This is a genomic window from Terriglobia bacterium, assembly GCA_020073085.1.
GTDB lineage: Bacteria > Acidobacteriota > Terriglobia > JAIQFV01 > JAIQFV01 > JAIQFV01.
The window spans coordinates 1-17,991 of the sequence record JAIQFV010000011.1 but is presented as its reverse complement, the minus strand read 5'-3'; the positions used below and the strand labels follow the sequence as shown (position 1 = coordinate 17,991).

General features: G+C 53.6%; 17 protein-coding genes. 10 read left to right on the top strand and 7 right to left on the bottom strand.

Annotated features, from left to right (window positions below; all coding sequences use genetic code 11):
• The first annotated feature begins 8 nt into the window (after positions 1 to 8).
• From LAO21_12905 to LAO21_12895, 3 genes are all read left to right on the top strand, one after another.
• Positions 9 to 488: a nitrous oxide reductase accessory protein NosL gene (locus LAO21_12905; GenBank protein MBZ5553615.1), complete on the top strand. Its 480-nt coding sequence runs from the start codon at positions 9 to 11 to the stop codon at positions 486 to 488.
• 17 nt (positions 489 to 505) lie between these two features.
• Complete coding sequence (locus LAO21_12900; GenBank protein MBZ5553614.1) at positions 506 to 1,270, top strand: hypothetical protein; 765 nt, start codon at positions 506 to 508, stop codon at positions 1,268 to 1,270.
• A gap of 227 nt (positions 1,271 to 1,497) precedes the next feature.
• Positions 1,498 to 2,490: a lytic transglycosylase domain-containing protein gene (locus tag LAO21_12895; GenBank protein MBZ5553613.1), complete on the top strand. Its 993-nt coding sequence runs from the start codon at positions 1,498 to 1,500 to the stop codon at positions 2,488 to 2,490.
• Between the two features lie 713 nt (positions 2,491 to 3,203).
• On the opposite strand, the gene LAO21_12890 is transcribed toward LAO21_12895, so the two are convergent.
• The gene (locus tag LAO21_12890; GenBank protein ID MBZ5553612.1) at positions 3,204 to 4,097 is read right to left on the bottom strand and encodes a nucleotidyl transferase AbiEii/AbiGii toxin family protein; all 894 of its coding nucleotides are present in this window, start codon (positions 4,095 to 4,097) and stop codon (positions 3,204 to 3,206) included.
• Positions 4,098 to 4,099: 2 nt separating this feature from the next.
• Complete coding sequence (locus LAO21_12885) at positions 4,100 to 4,963, bottom strand: transcriptional regulator (protein ID MBZ5553611.1); 864 nt, start codon at positions 4,961 to 4,963, stop codon at positions 4,100 to 4,102.
• A gap of 614 nt (positions 4,964 to 5,577) precedes the next feature.
• On the opposite strand from LAO21_12885, the gene LAO21_12880 reads away from it, so the two are divergent.
• A complete protein-coding gene (locus LAO21_12880) occupies positions 5,578 to 6,498 on the top strand; it encodes an AraC family transcriptional regulator (GenBank protein ID MBZ5553610.1) in 921 nt (306 codons plus the stop codon).
• 1 nt (position 6,499) lies between these two features.
• Positions 6,500 to 6,958, top strand: coding sequence for a hypothetical protein (locus LAO21_12875; GenBank protein MBZ5553609.1), 459 nt, complete (start codon positions 6,500 to 6,502; stop codon positions 6,956 to 6,958).
• A gap of 305 nt (positions 6,959 to 7,263) precedes the next feature.
• Here LAO21_12875 and LAO21_12870 read toward each other — a convergent pair whose 3' ends face one another.
• The 3 genes from LAO21_12870 to LAO21_12860 all read right to left on the bottom strand — a co-directional run bounded on the left by LAO21_12870 (position 7,264) and on the right by LAO21_12860 (position 10,359).
• A complete protein-coding gene (locus LAO21_12870) occupies positions 7,264 to 9,105 on the bottom strand; it encodes a M61 family peptidase (GenBank protein ID MBZ5553608.1) in 1,842 nt (613 codons plus the stop codon).
• Positions 9,106 to 9,765: 660 nt separating this feature from the next.
• The gene (locus tag LAO21_12865; GenBank protein MBZ5553607.1) at positions 9,766 to 10,068 is read right to left on the bottom strand and encodes a HigA family addiction module antidote protein; all 303 of its coding nucleotides are present in this window, start codon (positions 10,066 to 10,068) and stop codon (positions 9,766 to 9,768) included.
• Positions 10,069 to 10,080: 12 nt separating this feature from the next.
• A complete protein-coding gene (locus tag LAO21_12860) occupies positions 10,081 to 10,359 on the bottom strand; it encodes a type II toxin-antitoxin system RelE/ParE family toxin (protein MBZ5553606.1) in 279 nt (92 codons plus the stop codon).
• Between the two features lie 755 nt (positions 10,360 to 11,114).
• Here LAO21_12860 and LAO21_12855 point away from each other — a divergent pair.
• From LAO21_12855 to LAO21_12845, 3 genes are all read left to right on the top strand, one after another.
• Positions 11,115 to 11,705 (top strand): hypothetical protein, encoded by a 591-nt coding sequence (locus LAO21_12855; protein ID MBZ5553605.1) that lies wholly within the window; start codon positions 11,115 to 11,117, stop codon positions 11,703 to 11,705.
• Positions 11,695 to 12,645, top strand: a complete 951-nt coding sequence (locus tag LAO21_12850) for a nucleotidyl transferase AbiEii/AbiGii toxin family protein (GenBank protein ID MBZ5553604.1) — start codon at positions 11,695 to 11,697, stop codon at positions 12,643 to 12,645. The genes LAO21_12855 and LAO21_12850 overlap by 11 nt, the downstream gene beginning before the upstream one ends.
• Before the next feature lie 573 nt (positions 12,646 to 13,218).
• A complete protein-coding gene (locus LAO21_12845) occupies positions 13,219 to 13,770 on the top strand; it encodes an ORF6N domain-containing protein (GenBank protein MBZ5553603.1) in 552 nt (183 codons plus the stop codon).
• A 932-nt stretch (positions 13,771 to 14,702) separates the two neighbouring features.
• Here LAO21_12845 and LAO21_12840 read toward each other — a convergent pair.
• Positions 14,703 to 15,845: an alpha/beta hydrolase gene (locus LAO21_12840; GenBank protein ID MBZ5553602.1), complete on the bottom strand. Its 1,143-nt coding sequence runs from the start codon at positions 15,843 to 15,845 to the stop codon at positions 14,703 to 14,705.
• 537 nt (positions 15,846 to 16,382) lie between these two features.
• Between LAO21_12840 and LAO21_12835 the strand changes: the two genes are divergently transcribed.
• Together LAO21_12835 and LAO21_12830 are read left to right on the top strand one after the other, a co-directional pair.
• Positions 16,383 to 16,793, top strand: coding sequence for a hypothetical protein (locus LAO21_12835; protein ID MBZ5553601.1), 411 nt, complete (start codon positions 16,383 to 16,385; stop codon positions 16,791 to 16,793).
• Entirely contained in the window at positions 16,793 to 17,062 is a 270-nt protein-coding gene (locus LAO21_12830; GenBank protein MBZ5553600.1) for a type II toxin-antitoxin system RelE/ParE family toxin, read from the top strand. The genes LAO21_12835 and LAO21_12830 overlap by 1 nt, the downstream gene beginning before the upstream one ends.
• Before the next feature lie 392 nt (positions 17,063 to 17,454).
• Here the strand turns inward: LAO21_12830 and LAO21_12825 are convergent, their stop codons facing one another.
• Positions 17,455 to 17,778: a helix-turn-helix domain-containing protein gene (locus LAO21_12825; protein MBZ5553599.1), complete on the bottom strand. Its 324-nt coding sequence runs from the start codon at positions 17,776 to 17,778 to the stop codon at positions 17,455 to 17,457.
• Positions 17,779 to 17,991: the final 213 nt, after the last annotated feature.

The following is a 17,991-nucleotide window of genomic DNA, read 5'->3' as shown; positions in this document are numbered from 1 at the left end:
TTGCGGTAATGATTCTAATCATTGCCGTGGCTTCGTCCGTTTTCTTCCTCGAAAAACGGAAGACCTCCGCCTCCGTTTGCCCTGCGTGTGATAGAGAAATGCATGAAGGGTGGACATTCACCCTGACGTTTAAGAATGGAAAGAAGGTCAGCCTGTGCTGCGCCAAGTGCGGACTCCTGGAGGCGGCGCAGCACAAGTCCGAGCTGATCTCCGCGACCGCGACGGAATTCTATACCCGCAAGGCCATCGCTTCCCAGAAGGCGGTGTACGTCTGGGATTCCAGCGTGGACCATTGCATGATGCCCGAAAAAAGGGACTGGACCGACCGCCGACCCATGCAACTGGTGTGGGACCGTTGTATCCCCAGCCTGATTCCCTTTGAAACCCGGGAGGAAGCCGTTCAGTTCCAGCATGAGAATGGCGGAACCGTCGTGGATTATGCGGAAGCGATCCGGCTGGCTCAGCCCTCTACCGGTTCCCATCATTGATCGCGGGAGAATGAATTATGCGTTCTGGATATTTTGAGGTCTTAGGAGTGAACAGGATGCTGAGGCTCCTCGTTTCGACCGTCCCCTCGATGGCTCTTTGTCTTGTCACCTTCAACTCGATTTCATTGGCGGAAACACATGTCCTCAAAGTGAAACATTCCCACCTTAGAGGGGGCTGTACGGGAGAACTCACCATTGATGACCATGGGATCCGCTATCAGACCCTTCATGCTCGCGACCAGCGCCAGTGGACCTTCACTGACATTCAGGAAGTCCAGTTCATCAGCGAACACAAACTGAATATCATCACTTATGAGGACTCTCGCCAACGCCTGGGAGGGGACAAGATATTTAAATTCGAACTGCCTGGAGACACGATCCCTGCAGGCGTGGTTCAACTCGTCGAATCGAAGTTCGAAAGACCGGTCACCAATCGTTTCCCCGTCGAGAACCTCACGGGGAGATTCGAAGTCGCGGTCAAACACCTGCATCGTGTCAGTGGATGCCAGGGAAGACTCATTTTCACGGAGAGCGGGATCTCCTTCCGCAGCGACACGCCGGGTGAATCGCGAACCTGGCGCTACAGTGATCTTCAAAGCATCGCTTCGTCAGGGCGCTTTGATCTGCGATTGGGCAGCTTTGAACACGGGCCGCTGCAGTACGGCGATACCAAAGAATTCCGGTTTCGCTTGAAGTCCCCTCTCGAGGAGGCCGCATACCGGTTTGCCTGGGGAAAAATCAATCAGCTTCCCCAGTGGAGACCGGGGGTGAGTGGGAAGTGAGGGCGAGCAGTTTTCAGTTGCCAGTTCTCAGTTGTCAGTTGCCGGTTCTCAGTTCTCAGTTCTCAGTTCTCAGTTGTCAGTTGTCAGTTGCCGGTTCTTAGTTGCCAGTTTTATGGCTGGGTAGTGTAACAGTACAAAAGTAGGCGAGGTGCCAAATATTGAGTGAACGAAAAGCGTGCTCCTTGATGGATACCGCGAACGAGGTAGGGAGAAAGTTGATCTGTAGGGTGCCAGAAGTCGTCGTGTGCCTGGTGATTTTTTCGACCCTCATGCTGGCTCAGGCTGGGGGTACAACATCGAAGCGCATGCCGATGGGTGAAGCCCTCTCAGACGTTCAGAACCATATCAATCGAGCGGCCTCTGCGGCGGGGGCCCTCCAGAAGGCGGCACCGCTGCTGGAGCGGGCACAATCGGAAATCTCCCGAGGGGAGCGCAGGGAGGCCATGGCCTCGTATCAAGAGGCGCGGTTGTTGCTCGAGAGTACTCCCCCCTCAGCCATGACCGCCCCCTTGCTTCGATCGGTCTCAACGGATCTCGACCGAATCATCTCCTCTCTCTCCCCCGGGCGGCCTGCAGCAGGTGGCCTGATGTCCGACTCTATTCTCCAGGACGATTCCCAACGTGCCATAAGGCAATACCTTGCTTACTACCAGGGCAAGGGACGTTCCACCCTGGAGCTGGGCTGGAAGCGAATGGGTGCTTACCAGCCGGCCCTCGAGTCGATCCTGCGGGAAAGAAATCTCCCTTCTGAACTGGTTTATCTCGGGATCACTGAGAGTGGGTTCAATCGATGGGCACTTTCCCCCAGGCAGGCCCGCGGGATCTGGCAATTTATTCCTACAACGGCCGCTCGGTACGGTTTGGTCCAGACTCCAGGCACCGATGAACGGATCGATCCCATCAAATCAACGATGGCGGCAGCGGAATATCTGAAGGACCTCTACGGATCATTTGGCGACTGGTATCTCGCCTTGGCAGCTTACAATGCCGGAGAAAACCGTATCCGGTCTGCAATGGCCCGCACGGGGATCAGGGATTTTTGGACATTAAGGAGGTTGGGATTGCTGCCCCGGGAAACGGCCAATTACGTACCGGCCGTTTTGGCCACCATCAGCATCTCCCGCAATCCCCGAGAATTCGGCTTCTTGAACCCCTCGCCGCGAGGCGCCCCGGATTCAAAGCTGAAAGCCCACGGCGAGAACCGTGGGTACAAGGAATAAAAGATGAAAAAAGCCCCGCCAGGGGCCGTAGAGTATTTTCGATTGTCCAAAGCACCAGAATTGGAAATTGAGCCTCCGGCCCATTTTGCCCCGTTCCACGGGGCCTGGCTTTGTACAGCCCGCTGGTTTACCGGCGGGGCAGCCGCTCTACCCCCCCCGAATAAAACAAAAGTCTTAGCCCGGTTCACTGGGCTTGATTCCTCGGTCTGATAGAGAATGATCTCGCCCATCGGCGGGGCAGGGGGTACAAAAACCCGGACCCGACCCCAGAAACCTAACCGCTGCCAAGGCGATGGTGATTTGATGTATCGTGATGCAATACCTCAGAGACCCTCACTTAGGATGCCTTATTATCTCATGCAGCCGGAGGTGTCGCCTTCGAAACACAGTTTCGGGTCACATCTTGACAAGCGGACAATTGCGATGTTGCTTGAATTTTGAGGTCACATTGTCGCCTTGAGCCATCCATCTCTTGATCCGTTCTGCACCAACAATTCCAAGAGAGCATTGAATGATGAATTTCCCTCCTACCTCGAAACACTCGAGAGCCTATCCTGCGCCCCTGATTGAAGATTGCAGAGTTGTTACGGGCAAGGTTTATTCGATCTGAAGCGTGCTCTCTTCAATTGTCCGGTTGTCCGGACCCCAGATACCTGTTGCACCAACCGCTTGATGGTTCTTTCCGAGATTTTCATCTTTCCGCTGATATCCTCTCACAAACCCCCGCGCAGTCTTTCCGCCAAGGCCTGCTCACGGTGATGAGGGTCATTGGCCAGCGTCCGTTCTTCCGGTGTCAGCTCTGCGAGAAATCCAAAACCTCTAACGCAAGCACCGCAGATTTTCTCACGGTCAATCTCTTCGGTGCGACGCACAAGGTCGCGCAGGTCATCCCAGTCGAAGTCCCTGCCCTCCTCGAATTTCCTCATCAGGCGCGCGGGATCAAATGTGTCGCCCGCCTGCCAGAGCTTTAGCACGACAAGGTGACGGATGAGCGCCTGATCAAGCGGCCGTCTCGCGTATATCCCGAGATCGTAAATGTCACGTGCCTTGTTCCGCTGATAGCAGGCGCGAATTTTTTCGGCGAGAATTTCGGGCAGTGCAAGGCATGTGATTTCAGCAGGAGCGAACGGCAACAGCCCGAAATAACTCTGGTCGCATTGAGGTTTGCGCTCCGGCGGCAGCGTCGGTGTCTCGCGGCGGCTGATTTGCAGTTTTATTTCGCTGTCACCGGCACCGTTCCATCCATGCGAATAGGTCGGATTCACGCCCCACGACAGACCGTCCTGTGTTTCGTAGTAGCTGTTTTCGGGAATCTGGAACATGATCCCGTGAAATTCCTGTTCGAACGCCTCCATCATCGCAAGGATGACATCCTCGTGATCGTCCTCCTCAAGAGCCGTGAAATCCAGATCGGTCGAAAACCGCCCCTGGCTTCCGATAAACATTTTCCGCAGGCAGGTTCCGCCCTTGAAGGCCAGCCGGTCCAGAATTCCTCGCTCCGAGAGAAGCTGGAGCAGAAAGGTCAGCACGACTTCCTTCTCGGCAATCATCATGTCGCGAAGGCCGGATTGCGTGGAGTAGCGCCGCACCTGGGGCAGTGTGAGCATCCCTACCCGTCCTTCTTCAACGCTTTTAGCAGGCCGAGCCCGGCGCTCTCGTTCAGGTCTTCGCGCGGTACGTTGACGAACAGACGCCACGTCTTGTCATGGCCGATGGCCCCTCGCACCTTGCTCTTGGGGTTGGGCCCCATCCATGTCCGGGGACCGCGTGCGGCAAGCCCGAGCAGCCGTCCGCGGACATCGGCGGGCATCTCCGCCTTGACGTGATCCATCACCCAGCCGAACCTCCGGACCAGCGCGGTCGAATCGATCCGTTCGAGATACTCCGCCGCCTTCGGCCACTCCAAACGGCGGCTCGCCGCCGCCAGAATCAAGGCGGCTTCCGCTACGCCGCCAGCAAGCGCCGGGCGGTCGATGCAGTCGATGGCCGTCTTTTCCCGGTCGGACATCATGATTTTGAAACCGAATACATCGACAGTAACGAACCCGAAAAACTTGCCGGGCCTGGGATTGACGACCCGCACCCGTCCCTCCCCCACCTGCCGCTCCCGCACCCGCACCGGCGTGACCACGAAGATCACCCGGCGGTGCTGTGTCGTTAGCCCGTAGTGCGCGGCCGCGCTGCCGTACCCGATATAGTAGGGATCGGTGATACGGCTCGCGAGCGCGAGCAGATTGGTTTCGCCCAGCGCATCGGGTCCCTCGTCGGGGGGGATGACGAGGTATTCTCCCCAGCTCGCCCGTTCGAGCCAGCCTTTCCGGCGCAGGGATTCAATCACGTTGTCCGCCGCCTTGGCGCTGACGCCCAGCAGTTTGATAATCTCCGGGCGGCCCACCTCCCGCCGTTTCTGTTCGGCGAGCGCAAGCACGACCCGGCTCTCCTGCGGTGACAAGGTCCGGACGCTGTAATCCATGATATTTTACCTCACAACCCCCCCCCCGATTAGGGGGTTTTGTTACAGAGAATATCAGTCTAGCCGTTTCATGTCAATATTTAGATGCACAAAACCCCCTCAGATAGGGGGTTTCGTTACACACAATATATAGACCTGCTCCTCCAATGGCACGAGGGACACCCGCCGTCCCCCCTGCCATAGAGCCCTGCCGCCATTCCCTCGCGGCACTCGTGTTATAATCAGGCAAATCACATCACCTTTTGCCGGGCAGTCCTGGGACCAGGGCTTGAGTGACACCATTCATGAATACACTGATCTACAAACGAACCCACCGAGCCGATCCAAATTCTCAAGGAGTTTTTGGCTGCCATAATTGCGTGGGGCGGGTGAGCAGATCTAAATTTTCAATTTTGATACCCGTGCAGGAGGACAATTGAAAATTTAGACCCGAAAATTGTATGGTTAGAAACGCCAGGGCGCTTGACGGGCGTCGGTCTTGCCGGTCGTGTCGAGCCGATTTAAAATTTGCCGTTTTCTGGAGGCCCTTGACCCGTCAAGAAATCGACCAGAGCGCGGTAGGTAATCCGCTCCCTTGATGGGGGTATCTCTACGACACAATGTCAATAAAATCCGTGCCAAGCGCAAAGACCCAGGCCAACAGCGAATATGCCCGAAGAATTAATCGGGTCATCGACTATCTTCGCGGGAATCTGGATCGCCAGGTGAAACTGGAGGAACTGGCTAAAGTGGCCTGCTTCTCGGAATTTCATTTCCATCGGATCTTTGGTGCGGTTTCGGGCGAAACCCTGAATAATTTTACGAACCGGCTTCGTCTTGAAAAGGCTGCTCGTCTTCTTCGTTATTCCGACCAAAGTTTTACCGATATCGCCTTAGAGTGCGGTTTTTCATCATCGGCCACGTTTTCACGTGCCTTCCGAGCCGGCTACGACACTTCGCCCAGTCAGTTTCGAAAAAGCGGCGAGATCAAAAAAAGCAAGATTTGCAAAGAACTCTTCTCGGGACAGGAATATTATCTCCCCATGAGTGCGGAAGAAAAGAAAGCTGCCTTTCCAGTGAAATTGATCGACCTTCCCGAAAGGCAAGTCGCCTATATTCGGGTGACGAATGCCTTCGAAATGGACAGGGTCATTGCCGCCTTCAAGACGATGATCGAGTGGGCCAAATCCCAGGATATTTTTACGCAAGGAACTCTTTTCGGAATGTCGGTGGACGATCCCCACGTGACCCCAAAGCATCTTTATCGATATGAGGTCTGTTTTGCGTCGTCATTTCCCTTCGAGTGCATGGAAGGAATGTCGAAATTGAAAATGCCCGCCATGCGATACGCCACCACCAGGGTTTCCGGCGATATCCGTAGGGTCGCTACGGCGACGGACTACCTGTTCCGGGGTTGGCTGATCCATAGTGACTACGAGCCCGAGCATGCGCCCGGACTTGAGATTTGCTTAGACAAAGAAAACGCGACGGATTGGTCGCATTTTGAATTGGAACTCTGCATACCGGTTCGGAAACTGGCAGAGATGAGGAGTTAACATGAAATGTATGATGATTTCAGCGACGGCTCTTCGAAAAGTCTATCTGGTGATCCTGCTTATTTTTCTCTCGGTGTCGGCGTTTGCCGAATCGCCTCCGGCGAAAATACTGTATGTCGGCGCGATCGCGATCAATCCATGCCAGGATGCGAAAGTTCTTGCCGACTGGTATTCGCGGTTTGGAATCGAGACCAAGGAAATCCACGGGGGATATTACGCCCAACTCAACACCGCCGCTGGCCCGTTTTTCTTTGCCATCCATCCTAAAAAAGCTGATGCTCCGAAGAAATGTTCAGCGAGTGTCTCAGTCGTATTTCGCGTTGAAAATTTCGAACGGAGCTTGTTGGCCCTGAAAAGTAAAGGACTCTTGCCCGATTCGACCGAAAAGGATCCGACGGAAGGCCAGTTTGCGCACTTTCATGATCCAGACGGCAACGAAGTTACTATCTGGGGAAAATAATATGAACCTAATTGATGGCATCGGCGGAGTGTTTAGAAATCCCTAACTGTGAAGCCCCAAGGGCCGTCCTCCAGGCCCCTGCCCTCCCGCTGAGTGGAACCGCCTACAAAATTGCGAAAATTGTTCCCCAACACCTAAACCCTCCGCGTCCCTGCGTCCCTGCGGTGAACATCATCTGATGCCACCGAAAATCGTACTCAGAGGGATAACTCCGCCAATATCAATTCATTCCGCTGAAATGCAGGATTGCAAAGATGCGACCCCAATGGCTTTCCGACCCCAATGGCTTTCGGTTCGAAGCATGATTACGGGGTTTGCGCGAGCGAGCTCCTGGACTTGAGAATATCTCCCATAAGGTCCTGCTCTGTGTTTCGCTCCAATTGTGGATACCTCGCTCCTCGGTGATCGTCCACATCCCCTTGGAATCTCTGCGATCCGTTTTGCACAGAGAGATTTACGGGTGCCGTCGAGGTGCCATTCGCGGCGATGGCATCTCGCAATACTTGCGGAGACCAGGGACGCCGGTTTACACTCAGCACTTTCATGTCTGGCCCCAGTCCGGCATTCCACGCTGCGGAGTCGCGGACAACATCAATAATCGTGCCATCCTCTTGCAAGAGGAATCCCAGGGAAAACCGCTCTTCGACGGTGTGATGAATCTTGTCTCTCGCCGCCTGAACGGAGCCAGGGGTGTTCCGATATGCCAGGCTCCATCCGCTTGCACGCAGTCCGTCGAGCGGGGCGCGGTCCACACCGGTGGCGTTCAACCGTCTCTCAAAAAATGCTTTCCAATCGTAGGGAGCGACGCCATTCATGGCCTGAACAAGTTCCTCGAACGTATAGGGCCTGATGTCAGGAGGATTCTTCGACGAGCCAAAAAAAACACGGCAAAACTCGTCCAGCGAACGCTTTCCCTGCGTCGCGCGCCGGATGATCGTGTCCGCTTCCAGCCAGATGAAGAGCGACTCGTCGTAGTAATCCGCTCCGCGGCGCAAGGACTGCCACTGGTCGGCGGACTCGATCATCATGTTCGTCGAGACGGCGGTGTCCTGCAGAGATCGCCATTCACGCCCCGAGCGGTGAGCCGTTTGGGCAGCGAGCAAGGCGACATAATCGCGTGCTTCCTGCGGACTCAGGATCCTCGATCGAGCCGCCAAGACCCAATTCAAATATCGCGTGAGCCCTTCATAAACCCACAACATTTCGGTGGTTTGTGGTTCCTCGAAGTTGCGCCTGACGATGCCAGCCGGAATCCTGTACTTGCCGTTCCAGGAATGGACATACTCGTGGGGCAACAAATAGCCGTACGCGAGACGGTTTGCCTCGTTTGAAAAAGAAAGAAGGCTCATGCGAAGGTCGCTGGATTCGCGGTGTTCGAGCCCGTCGTTGCCCACGTCATCGCTGAGTGCGAGCAGAAAGTGGTACTGCTGATAAGGATATCCGCCGAACAGCGCACCCGTCTCCGCTATCATCCGGCGAAGCCTGTCTTGCCACTCCCAGGGAAGGTCCGCGGCCTCGGGTGTTTCTGCGGCAATGTCAACGAAAACCGGCGGCGCGGAAGGCAATCGCAGCTCTACCGTTTTGAAATTTCTTCCGGAGAGAACCGGCGAATCCACTAATACGGTGAGTGAGGTTTGCGGGAATTCAATGACACCATCCACGGTTCGGACTGGCGCGATTGCACAAGCATGTTTCCATCCGGCAGGAAGTCTAAGCCGCGCTGCGATGGCTGTTCCATCCGTCGCTGCTCCCTGGGGGTAAAGAACGAGTGTGTACCAGTCCAGTACCAACAGTTGCGCGGTCGCCGCATTGAGGTCGGAGCGATTGGCCGGGGCGATGACATCCATGGTGACATTCAGAATCTTCACGTGGTCTGGAACCACGACATGAAAGGAAAACTTGTCCACGAGGTCGCGTTTCCACTCAAGCGGCTGGCCGTTACCGTTCATCTTCAGACGAACGATATTGTTGAGCAGTGCGGCGGGGAACTCGTACGTCGGAATGCCCCATCGTGGATAGACCAAAGTAAGGGGACCGGGATGGACTGGGATGGCGAGTTCGGAATGAAATAGCTTGCGCACGCTGTCGCTGGCGTCCACATAGAGCGAAATTGGCTGTCGCTGTGAAGCGGTTAGGTATGAAGGCAAGCCAAGAGCAATGACCAGTAGGACAAGGACTGGAAAGCCCGGAGGCTTTGCCTTTCGATGCCTTCTCTCAGGGGCCTGCGGCGGATTGGGACTGGAATCGAAAGTACTTTGGGATTCTTTCGCCATAACCATTTCTACGAAAGATGATGCAGCACGCGCAATACTTTGCGAGGTACGAACAGGGTACGCGTAGTCACCCCGGGGTTGACTCCAATTCCCACGAGATGCCGCCTCGGCAGCGGGGGCTCCCGGAAACAGTTCTGGGCGAATCGTCGGCCAACTCGGAAGTTGAGTCCATGGAGAAACCTGGGGACATCCATGATAAGTAAAAGTCAGGAGGAAACCTGGGTCTATTTTATTTTCATTGGCAGATTTTATCCGCTTCGTGGTCGTATGGATAATGCGAAACGTCAGACCGCGAGACTGCCAATTGAAAAATAAATAGACCCTCGCATGTATTTCCTTACCCTCTTTATTGCCCTCTTTTGAAGGTATTCCCTTCTTTCCTCCACCAAGCTGCTCCGGGACCATGTCCCAGGCACTCGACTCGTCCCGCTTTCTGAAGATCTCGCAAAACTCGTCGTATCATATCGCGACTGACACCCGGGCATCTACGTTCCAGTTCGGACAAGGTAAACGTCTCGGCACAACTGGCAATTGCTAAACATGAGCAGGCTCGAAACGATGAATGCGCGACAACACATCAGACAGGGCGTCTTTGGCTTGTGCTGTATCGTAATCGGTTTGCAAACCGACCCAGAAACTGTCGCTGGTGCCGAAAAAGCGAGACAGGCGTAAGCCGGTATCGGCCGTCACAGCCCGCTTTCCCGCGACGATTTCTCCAATGCGCCGTTGCGACACTCCAATTTCCTTGGCGAGCCGGTATTGCGTAATCCCCATCGGTTTCAAAAATTCCTCCAGCAAGATTTCGCCGGGAGTAGGGTAAGGGATCTCACGCCGCATGGTCACTCTCCTTCAATGGTAGTCGACGATCTCAACGTCACAGGCATGGCCGCCCTCGAAGCGGAAACAGAGGCGCCATTGATCGTTGATGCGGATGCTCCATTGCCTACGCCGATTGCTCTTCAATCGCTCCAGCTTGTTGTTGGGCGGAATACGCAGATCGGCCAGCGTTTCCGCCCGGTTGAGCATCGCCAGCTTGCGCAAGGCCACAACCTGGATATTCACAAAACGGGCCATCCGCTTCCCGTTGAACAGGGCTTCTGTGTCGGAGCACTTGAACGTCACGATCACGAATGATTACTAACGAACTGCGTTAGTATTGTCAAGCGTTATTCACGCTTGCCTCACACAGAAGAAAACAGCTTCGGGTCTGGACAACCGGACAAATTGCGATGTTGCTCAAATTTTGAAGTCACAGTTCGCGTTGAGCCATCCATCTCTTGATCCGTTCTGCATCAACAATTCCAAGATCGCATTGAATGATGAATTCCCTCCTACCTCGTAACACTCGAGAGCCTATCCTGCGTCCCTGATTGAAGATTGCAGAGTTGTTCTGGGCAAGGTTCATTCGATCTGAAGCGTGCTCTCTTCAATTGTCCGGTTGTCCGGACCCTCTTCATTCGGTTCCCATCCTTCTTGTTGGACTTTGAGTTGGTTTTATTCTGCGTCATCCGCGAAATCTGTGGATCAAACCAATGTCGAATGTGTGCATGACCCGAATTTCGTCTTGATATCTGTGCAGGAGAACCATTGAAAATTGACCTGGCCCCACGCGCTTTAGCTTCCGGCGCATTTTGCCCCGTTCCACGGGGCTTGTCTTTGTACAGCCCGCCGGTTTACCAGTGGGACAGGCGCTCGACCGCCCCCGAATATTGGCAAGAGAAAATCCCCAATTGTCAAAAAATAAGGATAATACAACAATAGGTATCACCTAATGTAAGATATTTACATTTATTGTGTTACATAATAGTTTGCATGAAATATTAATAATATTATTGACACAATGCCCGTACTTGGCGTAGCGTAGGGAACGTGGAGGATCAGGGATGACGCAGACTAGAACGGTCGACCAATTGAAACGACATCTTCGCCCTGGACGGGTGTATCGCAGGGAGAACCTTCTGCCTTGGTCCCAGAGCGTCGATCGACACCTCAAAGCACTCACTGTTGACGGGACCCTCCGCAAGCTCCGTACTGGTTTGTACTACTGTCCGCGAAAATTTGAGTTTGGAGAAGCTCCCGCTGATGAGAACGAGCTCGTGAGGGCGTTCTTGAAAACAGACCGTTTTGTCGTCACCTCACTGAATGCCTACAATCAGTTGGGACTCGGGACAACGCAGCTCTACAACAAAAGAGTTGTTTACAATCAGAAACGGCATGGAACGTTTTCCCTGGGCCATCGGAGGGTCACTTTTGAGCGTCGATTTAACATTCCAAGGCAGATCTCTCCCGAGTTTCTGCTGGTCGATCTCGTCAATGAACTAGACCAGCTCGCTGAGGATCAGGACGCCGTCCTTTCTCGCGTTCGCGAAAAAGCCAAAGAAATGGACTCGAGAAAACTTTCACGGGCAGTTTCTCTCTACGGCAAGTACTCCACGCAGAAGAAGTTCCAGAAGATGCTGCAACATGCCGACTGAGTCTTTTCTTCATGAGAGGAACGATTTCAAAGCGCTTGTTGAGACCGTTGCCGACAGCGAGAGAATCAATGATCCCGCTCTCGTGGAAAAGGACTACTGGATCATGCATGCCCTCTTTGGGCTTAAACAGGTGGGTCTGACGTTTGAGCTCAAAGGCGGCACTTCACTGTCCAAGGGCTTTGGGGTCATTCATCGCTTTTCCGAAGACATCGATATTCGCATCGAACCTTTTGATGGACTCCCAGTCGATACAAATCCAAATCACGAAAAGCCCCAGCACGTTGAATCGAGACGACAGTTTTTTGCCAAGCTGCGCGATAAGATCAAGATCCCGGGAATCACGGCGGTCGAGAGGGACACGACCTATGACGACGAGACGCTGAGAAATGCCGGCCTCAGGCTAAGTTACGAGACCCGCTTCGGCTCGATTCCTGGTCTTAAGGATGGAATTCTCCTGGAAGTCGGTTTTGATCAGACGGCTCCGAACCGCGCCGTTCCAATCACTTCTTGGGTCGTCCAATTCGCCGATTCCAAAAAACTTCAATATGCGGACAACCGAGCTCTCGACATCCCCTGCTATAACCCCGAATACACGTTTGTCGAAAAAGTCCAGGCGGTCGTCAGAAAATACGGCCAGTTCAAAGGCACGGGGAAAGTCCCACCGAATTTCCTGAGACATTACTACGACATCCATCAGCTTCTCGACGTCGAAAGGGTTCAGAAATTCATTGGAACCTCGGAATACTTGGAGCACAAAAAGAAGCGTTTCAAGTCTTTGGATCACGACGTCGCAAAGAGCGGAGCCTTCACCATTGAGGACGAGAGCATCCGCAGGCAATTCGAGGCCGAATATTCGAAGACGGCTCCACTTTATTATCGAGGCCAAATTCCACTGGAGAAAATCCTCGTCCGAATCCGGCAAGATCTTGCACGTCTGTAGCAAATTAAAAGGCTCTGACCCGAGGTGTCTTCCTCCTGGCCGCCATGGCGTCTTGAACTTTGAACTTGTTTTCCCCATTCCCCAACACCTAAACCCTCCGCGTCCCTACGGTGAACATCATCTGATGCCGCCGAAAATCGTACTCAGAGGGATAACTCCGCCAATATCAATTCTTCCCGGTGAAATGCAGATTGCAAAGATACGACCCCAATGGCTTTTCAAGTCCGGATCTGACCCCGGGGACCTGCTCTCCGCGTCCCTGCGCCTTTGCGGTGGATCATTTTGGGTTCCAGAGTATCTTTGGGAATCGGCCTGTGGAATTCTGTCCTCTGACCAATTCCGCGAATCTAAGAAACCGATTTTGAGCAACGGCTCGTCGGCATCCGACCCGAAAATGATGCTTGAAATTCAGTTTTTCTTGAGGCATTGAAAAGCGTATACTTCTCCCGAAAGCGTTGTATTTGAGCGACAAACTTATCCCCCCGCAAACGCCCATTTAAGGAAACACCGAGCTGACAACCCAGTATTCGAGCTTGTGTCAACCGGTAGGATTTCCTTCCATGGAGGACTTGAATGAAAAAAATTGTTCGGCGAGTCTTGATTGAAAGCAAGATCCTCATTATTCGGGGACAGAAGGTCGTACTGGGCATGCACTTGGCAGGCTTGTACCGAGTTGAAACGAGAGCGTTGAATCAAGCGGTCAAAAGGAATATCCGTCGATTCCCAGAGGACTTTATGTTCCAACTGACGGCTGCCGAGGCGGAACACCTGGTATCACAAAGTGTGATACCACACCGGAAGTATTTCGGAGGATCCTTGCCTTACGCGTTTACTGAGCAGGGAGTGGCCATGCTTTCGAGCGTTCTCACCAGTGAACGTGCTGTCCAAGTCAACATTGCCATCATGCGGGCCTTCGTGAACCTGCGGGAATTCCTTTCGACGCACAAGGAGCTCGCCCTGCAATTGGCCCAGCAAGAAAGAAGGATCGACGAACACGACGAAGAAATCAGTGTCATCTTTGATGCAATCCGAAAACTGATGACACCGCCAGCACCACCAAGGCGGAAAATTGGATTCGCCGCAAAAGAGCGGAATGCAACCTATAAAAGGTCCCGAAGATGCTAAGAATGAACCAGGGTCAGATCCGACATTCTCATTTTTTTTATGACGTCGGCTTCCGGCCTGACGTTGCGCGCTGTTTGTGCCCTCAAGAAGCCTATAAGATGTGCAATTGAAAATAAAATAGACCTGGCCCCAAGCGCTCTCTTGTGGAAGCCTGACCCCAAAGACGCTGCAAAGCCGGATCACCGCGATCTCAGCCGCGAACGCGGCGCCGGACCTTTAGCCCACGGCGAGAGCCGTGGGTACAAAGAATAAAAAATGAACCAGGCCCCGCCAGGGGCGGCAGAGCATTCTCGATTGTCCAAAGCACCAGGATTGGAAATTGAGCCCCCAGCGCATTTTGCCCCGTTCCATGGGGCTTGGCTTTGTACAGCCCGCTGGTTTACCGGCGGGGCAGGCGCTCTACCCCCCCGAATAAAACAAAAGTCTTAGCCCGGTTCACTGGGCTTGATTCCTCGGTCTGATAGAGAATGATCTCGCCCATCGGCGGGACAGGGGGTACAAAAATCCGGACCTGACCCCAGAAACCTAACCGCTGCCAAGGCGATGATGATTTGATGTATCGTGATGCAATACCTCAGAGACCCTCACTTAGGATCCCTTCTTATCTCATGCAGCCGGTAGGTGTCGCCTTCGAAACACAGTTTCGGGTCACCTCCGGACAACCGGACAATTGCGACGTTGCTTGAATTTTGAGGTCAAATTGTCGCGTTTCGCCATCCATCTCTTGATCCGTTCTGCACCAACAATTCCAAGAGAGTTTTGAATGATGAATTTCCCCCCTACCTCGAAACACTCGAGAGCCTATCCTGCCTCCCTGATTGAAGATTGCAGAGTTGTTCTGGGCACGGTTCATTCGATCTGAAGCGGGCTCTCTTCAATTGTCCGATTGTCCGGATCTGACCCTCCTCATTCTACTCGCGCAACCCTCAAATTCAGGGCCCTACAGGCAGCGGGCGCACCCGCTTGACGAGCTCCCGCAGAAATTGATCGGAGTGCATGAACACTGCAAAATGTCCGCCACCGCTGATCGGCACAAACTCTTTGCGGGGCGCTTTGATGGATTCGAGGTACTGCCGAGCGAGCGCAGTTGGACTCGTGAAATCCTCCTCACCCTGAAAAACAAATATCGGAATGGAGAATTCCAGGCCAAGCTCTGCCGGTCCGATGGACCGGGTCTGCGGGACGAGGCGATCGGCGCTCAACACCTGGCCCTCTTCGTTGTCATAGATATCTTGCACAGAATTGCCGGGAGCCACGAGCGCGAGACCGAGGGTCCCATACAGGAACTCCCATGCGCCCTCAAATTCATTCGCCCACTTGTGCAGCACGCGGGGGCCATCGCCAGACTTGTAAGGTGGTGGACCTGCGTGGGTCAATTCCTCGATGGCGCGGTGATCACCTACGGCTTTTGCCTTCTTCAATAGCGCATCATAGACGGCAGAAGAGTAAGAGCTTCTGCTGCTGCCGTAGGCGACCTGGCCGGTGCCCACGTACGCGTAGAAGAGATCGGGTCTCGCCTTCGCCATTCGGAGACCGAGGACTGAACCCCAGGAATGGCCTACAATGATGATCTTTTCCTTGCCCAGATGTTTCCTCAGATATTCTGTCAGCTCGATACCGTCTTGCGCCATGCGATCGACGGTGATGGTCGGCGCAATGGATGGGCCGCTTTTTCTCAACGTCCTGCCGGCGCCTCTCTGGTCCCATTGCACCACCGTGAAGTACTTCTGCCATGGAGCGAATAATGCAAATGTCCAGAGATTGGTCACATCACCAGGCCCACCGTGAAGGAAGAGCAACACGGGATTGTCACGATCCTGGCCGCGGATTGTGATCCATTGCTCGATGCCGCCTACCGGGACGTAGTTTGCCTCGTCGATGCCCTTTGGAGACGAAATCGCATATTGTAGTGCGTTGCGCTTCCGCAGGAAGGAAAGCAGGTCATCAAACTTGCGATATTCCGAGTCAATGGCTGAGAGTGCGGCAAGCGGCTGCTCTCCTTTGGCAACCTGCCCAAACGTCCCATGGGACAGACACAAGATCGAAAGGTAACAAGCAAATATGTATCGGATCATACGTAGTGGCTCCTCCGGGACGACCGAGAATCTTCTGATACAACACGAAGTATGATACGCGATAACGCAGTTTTGGGCCAGATCCGGACAACCGGACAATTGCGATGTTGCTCGAATTTTGGAGCCCCATTTTCGCGTTGCGCCATCCATCTCTTGATCCGTTCTGCATCAACAATTCCAAGATCGCATTGAATGATGAATTTCGCTCCCACCTCGAAACACTCGAGAGCCTATGCTGCGTCCCTGATTAAAGAATGCAGAGTTGTTCTGGGCAAGGTTTATTCGACCTGAAGCGTGCTCTTTTCAATTGTCCGGTTGTCCGGATCTGACCCTCTTCATTCTTTTGCCCCGTTCCACGGGGCTTGGCTTTGTACAGCCCGCTGGTTTACCGGCGGGAAAAAAGGGGACAGACACCTGTTCTCATAGAAATTTGAATATTGCTTGAAAAGAGGTGTCTGTCCCCTTTTTTCCAGGAACCTCAAAGATGCGACCCCAATGGCATTTGTTAAAACCAACCAGGTGGTGGGTACTTTTTAGATGATCACGGTGTGTGCCTTTTCGAATGTCGAAAACACCCAATTGTCCACAAGTCCGGATCTGACCCCAGAGACCCGCAAATCCTCAATACCTTTTGAGGCACCATCCGGTGGTCGAAATATTCTATGTTCTTTTTCTGGTGCAACAAAATTAACTCATGTAAACTTTAGTCTGGATAAAATGGAAGGGAGCTCAAATACGATGACCAGCCACCAAGCCCCTGCGGAGGTCTTTTGGACCGCGTTCCGCGCGCTTAAAAAAGAAGACCGCCTGGCTATTGCACACAAATTACTTCTGGACCGGGAGCTGGGCGAAGACCTTCGATACGCTGTTCTCATCGAGAACAGAAAACGGGAGCCTCGTATTTCCCTCAAAGACTATTTGGCCCAATCCTCGAAACGACCAAAGTAATGGCGTATTCAGTTTTCCTCAAATCCTCCGCACGCCGAGAACTTGAACGCCTCTCCTCCAAAACACACGATGCAGTAGTTCAGCGTCTTCAATCACTTCAAGAGACAGCCCGCCCCATTGGATGCCAAAAGTTACAAGGGCGCTCTGAATATAAACTTCGGGTTGGCAACCTCCGCATCATTTACGGAATCGACGACAACAAGAAAGAAATCCTCGTTTACATCATTGACGATCGTAAACAAGTTTATCGGCGACTGAGGGAGAAATAACCACATAACCCTTCAGCCCGGAGGCTGGCCACTTCAGGACTCGCACTCGTCGCCGGCGTCGCAGAGGGCACCTACTGACACTCCGCGCCAGCCCCCTCGATCCGATGGCAACCCTGCGATATGAATAGAGCGGGGATTAGGAACCGGGTGCCAGGATTTTCGGGTCAATGGGAACTCCAAGCGTGGGGGTGTCTGAGATCAATGGGTCTGTGGGGGGGAAACAGGAGGTATTGTACATCACTTTCTGGATCGGAGAACGCTTTTGTCGGGAATGCACGGAGGGAAAATGGCAACAGCAAAACGCCAAATAGGATCAAGTCTAAGTTTTCAGTTTTGATACCTGCGGAGGAGAACAATTGAAAATTTAGACCTGACCCGAAAATTCTTTTTATTTAAACTCTCGCCTCGCGTGCACACGTCTCAGCCCTCCGCACCCGAACTTTCATCTCGATGCGTGACCCCAGGCGGTTGATGATCGACATGAGGCGATCAATGGTGAACCGCCCCAGGTCCGCATGGCGGATGCGCGAGAAATCGGCCGCGGCAATCCCCGTGCGATCGTGCGCCTCCCGCACGCTCAAGCCGTCTCGACCGAGCGCCTTGATGATTTCAGCAGCCAGGATGGCCTTGAGTTGCTCCGCGTCCGCGTTCTGGTGACCCACATCGCGGAATATATTCCCGCTCCCCCGCGTCACTTCCAGCCTTTCGTCTTTCATCGCAACATCTCCTTCAATCTCTTCAAACGATCCCTAATCAGATCAATCTCGCGTTTCGGCGTCTTGACGGCCTGTGATCGACGTCAACTACATTGATTGTGGACGACAACTACATTGACCGTTAGTCGGGTTTAAAGAACATTATCCTCTCGTCTCTGGTTTGGGCGTTTGCTGGTTACTTTTTTGCGCCAGCACGCCAGGGCTGGACTGTTT